This is a genomic window from Bradyrhizobium sp. (genome assembly GCF_019242285.1).
Lineage (GTDB): Bacteria > Pseudomonadota > Alphaproteobacteria > Rhizobiales > Xanthobacteraceae > Bradyrhizobium.
In genome coordinates this window covers 1-7,224 of the sequence record NZ_JAFAVV010000588.1, presented here as the reverse complement: position 1 = coordinate 7,224, position 7,224 = coordinate 1, and the positions used below count along the sequence as shown (strand labels likewise).

General features: G+C 60.3%; 6 protein-coding genes. 3 read left to right on the top strand and 3 right to left on the bottom strand.

Translation table 11 applies throughout. The features are described 5' to 3' along the window. On the bottom strand, nucleotides 1-818 hold an 818-nt coding region (locus tag JOY90_RS24045; RefSeq protein WP_291693605.1), incomplete at its 3' end, for a hypothetical protein. A 301-nt stretch (nucleotides 819-1,119) separates the two neighbouring features. On the opposite strand from JOY90_RS24045, the gene JOY90_RS24040 reads away from it, so the two are divergent. The 3 genes from JOY90_RS24040 (at nucleotide 1,120) to JOY90_RS24030 (ending at nucleotide 6,086) form a co-directional block, all read left to right on the top strand. Continuing rightward, nucleotides 1,120-3,066: a glycoside hydrolase gene (locus JOY90_RS24040; RefSeq protein ID WP_291693604.1), complete on the top strand. Its 1,947-nt coding sequence runs from the start codon at nucleotides 1,120-1,122 to the stop codon at nucleotides 3,064-3,066. A gap of 138 nt (nucleotides 3,067-3,204) precedes the next feature. Then, nucleotides 3,205-4,728, top strand: a complete 1,524-nt coding sequence (locus JOY90_RS24035) for an alpha-L-arabinofuranosidase B (RefSeq protein ID WP_291693603.1) — start codon at nucleotides 3,205-3,207, stop codon at nucleotides 4,726-4,728. A 365-nt stretch (nucleotides 4,729-5,093) separates the two neighbouring features. Further along, on the top strand, nucleotides 5,094-6,086 hold the full coding sequence (locus tag JOY90_RS24030; RefSeq protein WP_291693602.1) for an ABC transporter substrate-binding protein: 993 nt from the start codon (nucleotides 5,094-5,096) through the stop codon (nucleotides 6,084-6,086). A gap of 17 nt (nucleotides 6,087-6,103) precedes the next feature. Here JOY90_RS24030 and JOY90_RS24025 read toward each other — a convergent pair whose 3' ends face one another. Both JOY90_RS24025 and JOY90_RS24020 read right to left on the bottom strand, forming a co-directional pair. Beyond that, nucleotides 6,104-6,385, bottom strand: coding sequence for a lipocalin-like domain-containing protein (locus JOY90_RS24025; RefSeq protein ID WP_291693601.1), 282 nt, complete (start codon nucleotides 6,383-6,385; stop codon nucleotides 6,104-6,106). 88 nt (nucleotides 6,386-6,473) lie between these two features. After that, nucleotides 6,474-7,224: IS3 family transposase (locus tag JOY90_RS24020; protein WP_291693600.1), on the bottom strand; the 751-nt coding region annotated here is incomplete at its 5' end.

Below are 7,224 nucleotides of genomic sequence, written 5' to 3'. Positions count from 1 at the left end.
GGTGTGAAGTGCAGACGGTCGGCAGACACCTGGAGTCCGATGCCACCGTGGACCCAGTTCAGACTGATCGTCTGATGCGTTGTCGTCCAATTGGCGACACCGAGTCCGTCAACGGGAGTTGATTTGCCCCCCACTCCAGGCTCGGACCAGGCACCGTTGAAGAACCTCTCCCACTGTCCCGGCGCGAGGCTGGAGGCAGCTGCACGCGCTATGAACGTGTAACCGCCGTTCCAGGATTGCCCGCCGTTCCGCAGGCAGTACGCATAGTAGTAGCCATCCTGTCCCTTCACCACCGAGGGACAACTATCGCCGGTGAACTTGCCGGCGACTGGTGGGTCGGTGCCGACAATGATCGGTCCTTCGATCTTCCAGGTAAGTCCATAGTCGGCGGAGGTAGCGATGCTCATGGACGCGTGTGTCTGCCCCTTTGCGTAGTTGCAGGCCGTTTCATCGTGGATCCAACCGTAGAGCGTCTTGCCTACTAGTTCGACGTGCTGGATCCATTGCCCGCAGGCGGTTGGGCTACCTGGCGGTCCCGCCTTCAAGACCGCGGTGCCCGGCCCACTCATTTCGTAGGGATGATGGCCGTCGATGACCCATGTCACCCCGCCGGCGGTAAATCCGCGGAAGCGCCCGCCGGGCAGGGCGATCTCGGTAAACCAGTTGTCGGCGATATCGCCCGCCGGGCCGCGAGCAACCAGGGGCGTTCCGACGCGGACTCTGATCTTGTCACTCACGCCCGCAACAATATCCTCCGCGTGCGCCGTCCCGGATAGCGGCACGAGAAAGGCCAAAGTTGCAAGGACCAGTCGACACATGGCTTTTGCCTCCCTGGTCGTCACATTTTCGGCTGCGAGACACTGCGCTCAACGAGATGAATAGGGACGCCGACATGAACCGGTTGTGAATGCATGGGTTCGTGCGGGGTCACTTAAATCGTGCGACGTTGGATTGTTCACGCCGACGATCATTCACAGTGACAAAATGTGGTCCTGTTCACCCCAACTTCAGGATGGGATGCGATTGTGCCGGTCGGAGTTTGGGCATGGCCTGAACGACTTGAACGAAAACGAAACATGAGGGTACCGCGTGTCTGTTTGCCGCTACGCATCAGTAGCCTTGTCCCTGCTGTTTTCGATCGGCTGTTGTTTCACAGCTGCCGCCCTGGATCGTGACGGCTCGGCCGGAAGCGTTGCCGAGGCTTCGATCAACAAGGGACAAGTGAGCGCGCATTCCTCCCGCCCGTTTCGGGGCTGGGGAATGTCCTTGGCCTGGGAAGCGAACGATCTCTATGGCGGCGGACGCCAGCCTGCGAAGATCAAGGACCCCGCGCAGCAAAGCGCATATATGGACTTGCTGTTTGGCGATCCCGCGACCCGTCTCACGCTGGGGTTCAACATCGCGCGCTACAACATCGGCGGCGGCGACGATCCTGCCCACGCCCACATGCGGCCGGACGCACAGATGGAAGGTTATCAGTCCGGTCCCACCGCGCCCTTCGACTGGAGCCGCGACGCCACCCAGCGGCGCATGCTGCAGGAGGCAAAGAAGCGTGGAGCGGACATCTTCGAGGCGGTCTCATATTCACCGCCATACTGGATGACGGCGAGCGGATGCTCTGCCGGCAGCAAGGAGCGGCAACAGGACAACCTTCGTCCGGAGATGAGGGAGAGCTTCGTCAACTACCTGGCGACGGTGGTAAAGCATTTCCGTGACGCCGAGGGCATCCGGTTCGAGAGCGTCGAGCCCTTCAACGAACCGGACGGAAACTGGAGCGCCGGAGGCTCGCAGGAAGGATATTCTGCGCCGATCGCGACCCAAGATGCCGTGCTGCCGATGCTGAAAGCCCGTCTGCAGCGTGACGGCCTTCAGACCTTCGTCGCCGGCGTGGACACCAACAACATCTCCGCTGCGCTCAGCGACGTTACGCATCTGGATGCGGCTGCGCTGGCCGCGATCGGGCGGCTCGACACCCACGACTATCATCACGACGTGGGCGACCTTGCCAAATTGAGGGAGTACAGGGCTGTCGCCGAGAAGCTTCACAAGCCGGTCTGGATGAGCGAGGTGGGCTGCTGCTTTGCCGACCAGAAAGAAAAACAAAAGGGCGAGATGTGGGGAGCGTTGTTCATGGCGGATACCATCCGCATGGACCTGCGCGACCTGGGGGCTGAAGTCTGGCTGCTGTGGCAGCCGGATTGGGAGGTGATCGGCTTCGATCCGAACGGAGGGGCGCCGCAGTTGAAGAAGCAATACTATGCGCTGGCGCAGTACAGCCGCTTCATCCGTCCGGGCTTTCAGATCATCTCGGCCGGCGGCGCCTACAACACGCTGGCTACGTACTCACCCGCATCGAAACGTCTCGTTCTGGTGACGACCAACCGCGATGAGGCCGGCGAGGACGACCTTGACCTGACCGACTTTGCGGGGCTGCCGGCTACTGTGGCTACTGTCACAGTGTACCGCACGACCGCGGATGCGCCAACAAACCTGCGGCAAGAGACCATCGCCCTCTCGAGCAACAAGCATATCGTGAACCCGTTGCCACCGCGTTCCATCACGACCTATGTCATCGATGGGGTCGCTCCACGATCAGCCACATCAACGGACGAGATCGAAGGCGTGCATCAGGTGGTCTCGCAGGCCACGCATCTGTGCATGAATGTCACCACCAACTCGACGAGTTCAGGAGCCGCGATCATTCCGTATGCATGCGGCGCCTACAGCAACGAGGAGTTCAACTTCGTAGATCGGGGCGGAGGGTTTTATTCGATCCACACGCTCAACGCCGTTTCTGGATTGTGCCTCAACATATCGAACGGCACGAACTCCCCTGGCGACGGCAAGACGCGCGGAGGCCCGGGAAATCTCATTCAGTGGGGCTGTGGAGATGGTCCTCTGCCGGCGAATGAACTGTTTCGGATCGAGAGAGTCGCTTCCGGCGCCTACCGCTTTCAAGTGAAGAATGCCAACCTCTGTCTCGAGGACTCGGGGGCGGCAAGTACGTTGCGACAGAACTACTGCAACCCTGCGGCCGCAAACCAGAGATTCTTTCTGGTCGACTGAGCGCCTCGCTTGTAGGAGGACCGAATGTTTGGACGGTTCCAGCGCACTTCTTCCCTTCAACATCAAGCGGATTGTGGAAGAGACGACCGACCGGGATGCAGAAGCCCCAGCTCGCGCAGGCCGAAGACCGTCGCGGCCGTGGCGGTCATCGCCGTCCTGGTGACCGGAAACCTGCTCGGATGTAGCGCCGCACATTCCGAGACGATCGAGCAAAGGCCTTGTGATATCTACGCCACCGATCATACACCGTGCGTCGCCGCGCACAGCACAGTGAGATCTCTCTACGCCAAGTACAACGGCCCGCTGTATCAGGTGAAGAGAGCCTCGGACAACGCTGCAGAAAACATCGGCTTGCTTTCGGACGGCTACGCCAACGCAGCGGCGCAAGATGCGCTCTGCGCCCGCACCACCTGCACTATCACTAAAATTTACGATCAGTCACCGCACCATAACGATCTCTCGATCGCCCCTAGCGGACACTACAAAGGGGCAGGCCCCGATGGTTTCGACTTCGGCGCCGCGGCGGACGCGTTGCCGATCATGGCGGGTGGTCACGAGGTCTACGGCGTCTCGATTTCGGCGGGGATGGGTTACCGCAACAGCCGGACATCGGGCGTCGCGGTCAACGGAAAGCCGGAAGGGATGTACATGGTTTCTTCCGGGACTCACTTCAATTCGGGCTGCTGCTTCGACTATGGCAACGCCGAGACCAGCGGCAACGACACCGGTGCCGGCCATATGGACGCGATCAACGTCAGTCGAGATCTGGAATGGCCCAACTGTCACCCGGGACCGGGGCCAGGAGTTCACGCCGATCTGGAAAACGGAATATTCCATTGGGACAAACGGAGCTGCAATTCGGCTGCAGAAATCAGCGGGAGGCCACATCCCTTCATCTCGGCGTGGCTGAAGAATAATGGTGAGACCCGGTTTGCGCTAAAGTGGGGCGACGCCCAGTCGGGTGGGCTTAACACCATCTATTCCGGCGCTCTTCCAAGCGGGTATGCGCCGATGCGCCAGGAAGGCGCAATCATCCTCGGCATCGGAGGGGACAACAGTCATGCCTCCGTAGGTTCCTTCTTCGAAGGCGTGATGACGGCCGGTTTTCCCTCCGATGGCGCCGATAATGCTGTTCAGTCCAACATCGTCACGGTCCGCTATGGCGCGCCCACCGGCCTATCCGGAACATTGACGCCGGGATCTGAAATCTCGCTGCAAGCGACCACGCCATGCTGCTCCGGAGACTATGTCCGCAACCAGAACGGTGCCGTCATTATCGCGCCGATCACATCCGGCAGCACTGAGCAGGACAAGGGCGACGCGACCTGGATCGTACGCCGCGGCCTCGCTAACGCCGCCTGCGTCTCCTTCGAGTCAAAAAACAATCCAGGCGACTTTCTACGGCATCAGAACGCTGCGCTCCGTATGCAGCCATTCGACGGCACCGCCCTCAACCGATCTGATGCTACATTCTGTCCGGAGCCGGGAAAGGATGGGAAGGGAAATTCGTTCCACTCGCTCAATTACCCGACGAAATACATTCGCCACTATTACGGCGAGGTCTATATTGCGAGCAACGGCAGCGATACGAACCCCTGGGACACCACCGTGCTTTGGACCAGCGACACCAGCTTCGCTGTCGGCCCGCCCTGGTTGCCTTAGAATTAGGAACGCTCGTACGGTTGCCTGGACAAAATGCGGATCGTCCACCTAAGCGAATATGTTGTTCGCAGTTTCATCCTGTGTGGTGGGAAGTTTGGCGCGCCGCAGCCGATGAAGATGGGCACTATTGCTTCGCCATGGCGCTATGATGGCACAGCCCGGCTGGTCGCTCCAACCGACCAATCCGCGATGGCGCGCGATTTTGCGCTACGCGTTGCGGGTTTCCCGATATCGCAGGGTAGTCCGGTTACCCTTCGATAGCGGCCATCTCGTGGGATCGACGGGGTCTGGCATTTTGCCGGCTTGCTGCCAGAGCATCGTCGATGTTCAGTTGAACCATATTCGAAACGACGGGGAGATTACCGATGCCATCCTATCGTGCTGGAATGCTCGGGGGATTAGCCTTGTTGACCATCGTCCAAGTCGTCGCGACCCATGCTCAGACGAATCCAGTCATAGGCTATGTGGCCGCGAAGAATGCCAATCCGAAGCGACTTGAAATCTTCAAGAAGGGACTCGCGGAGCTTGGCTATGTCGAGGGAAGGAACATCCGCGTCGAATACCGCGAGGCTGTGCTGGACGCGGAATATAACGGAGTCATGGCCGGATTGGTCGATCGCAAGATCGACATAATCGCCGCGGCCAACGTGGCGGCCACCCAAGCCGCCGCCGAAGCAACGAAAACGATCCCGATCGTGATGCTCGCTGTCTTTGATCCGGTTGGCATCGGAGTGGTCAAGAGTTTGGAGCGGCCGGGCACAAATGTGACCGGCACAACCATGTATGCGCCTCAACTCGTCGGCGAACGTCTCCAAATGCTCAAGCGCATAGTCCCCACCCTCGACAAGGTGGCGATGGCGCTCAACGGCAACAACGCCAACAACGCCGCCCAGTTCGAATTGCTCCGTTCAGAAGCTGGAAAGCTCGGCATAGCGGTCGAGGCGCTGGACATTCGAAAACCCGAGGACGTCGATGCGGCATTTGACAAGGCCCTGGCATTCGGGGCGAAGGGGCTCGTGAATGCCGTCGATGCCTTCATCAACTCCCAGCGTTTTGCGCTCGCAGTCGGGGCTGCAAAGCACAAATTGCCGTTCGTCTATAGCGATGTGGAGTATGTTATGGCGGGCGGGCTGATGGCGCTTGGTCCGGGTCATTACGAGGGCTATTACGGCGCTGCCACATATGTGGACAAGATTTTGCACGGTGCAAATCCTGCCGACCTGCCGATTGCTGGCCCAACACAATTCACCACGAGTGCAAATCGCGCGGCGCTCAAAGACCTCGGCTTGTCATTGCCGGCCGATCTTGCTGCCCGGGTCGACGAATGGATGGATAAGCGCCCGCCGGTCGAGCGATGACGGGAGCACGAGCTCCCTTATTCATCTCGTTGCCACACGAGGGTGACACGCACGACCGTCCCGTAATTTGGATTCATGGCAGGTTTGGTCTCAACGACGAGCTTGTCGCCATCGAGCTTGAAATATCGAACCTGCTCCCCCATCCACGCCTCATTCCACGCCACGTCGGGTTTCGTCGTCCATGTGTTGCCCTCAAGCGTGTATTTGCCCGTATAGGCCACCATTGAACGATATGCCGCGCTTCTCTCTTCATCGGTCTGGGGTACGTTGCGACCTTCGCTTACGAGAAGCGACATCATTCGGCCGGTAGGGTGAAGTGGACCCCATGAGCAGGACCACCGGGACCACTTCCTCAGTTGGAAATCTCGCCGCTCCGATCTTGTGATATCACGCCGCCAAAGCTTCTGTCTGCGGCTGCTGTTGAGGCTGTGGGCCTGTGGGCAACACCTCTTCGGTGTTGTCCATCATGTCCACAGCCCTTGCTGCGATGCCATCGCGCCAGACTGTCATCGGCGTGCGATAGCCGAGCGCCTGGTGCGGGCGCTGGTCGTTGTAGAAGGCGATCCAATCGGACAGCCCGCCGTGCAGCTCTTTGCCATCGGCATAGCCCTTGAGATAGACGTCCTCGTGCTTGAGGCTGCGCCACAGCCGCTCGATGAACACGTTGTCCATCCAGCGACCGCGGCCGTCCATCGAAATCTGAATGCCGGCCGTCGCCAGCGCGCCGGTGAAGGCCATGCTGGTGAACTGGCTGCCCTGATCGGTGTTGAAGATTTGCGGCGTGCCGAACCGCGACAGCGCATTCTCGAGCGCATCGACGCAGAACGAGACGTCCATCGTGTTGGACAGCCGCCAGCTCAGCACCGCCCGACTCGCCCAGTCGATCACCGCGACCAGGTAGAGGAAGCCGCGTCCCACCGGGATGTAGGTGATGTCGGCGGCCCAGACCTGGTTCGGCCGATCGATGGTCATGCCGCGCAACAGATAGGGATGGATGCGATGCCCCGGCGCGGGCTTGCTGGTGCGCGGCTTTGGCCCCAGCGCCTCGATCCCCATCTTGCGCATCAGCCGCTGCACGCGCTTGCGGTTGATCGTGGCGCCTTCCTCGCTCAGCATCCGCGCCACCCGCCGCGAGCCC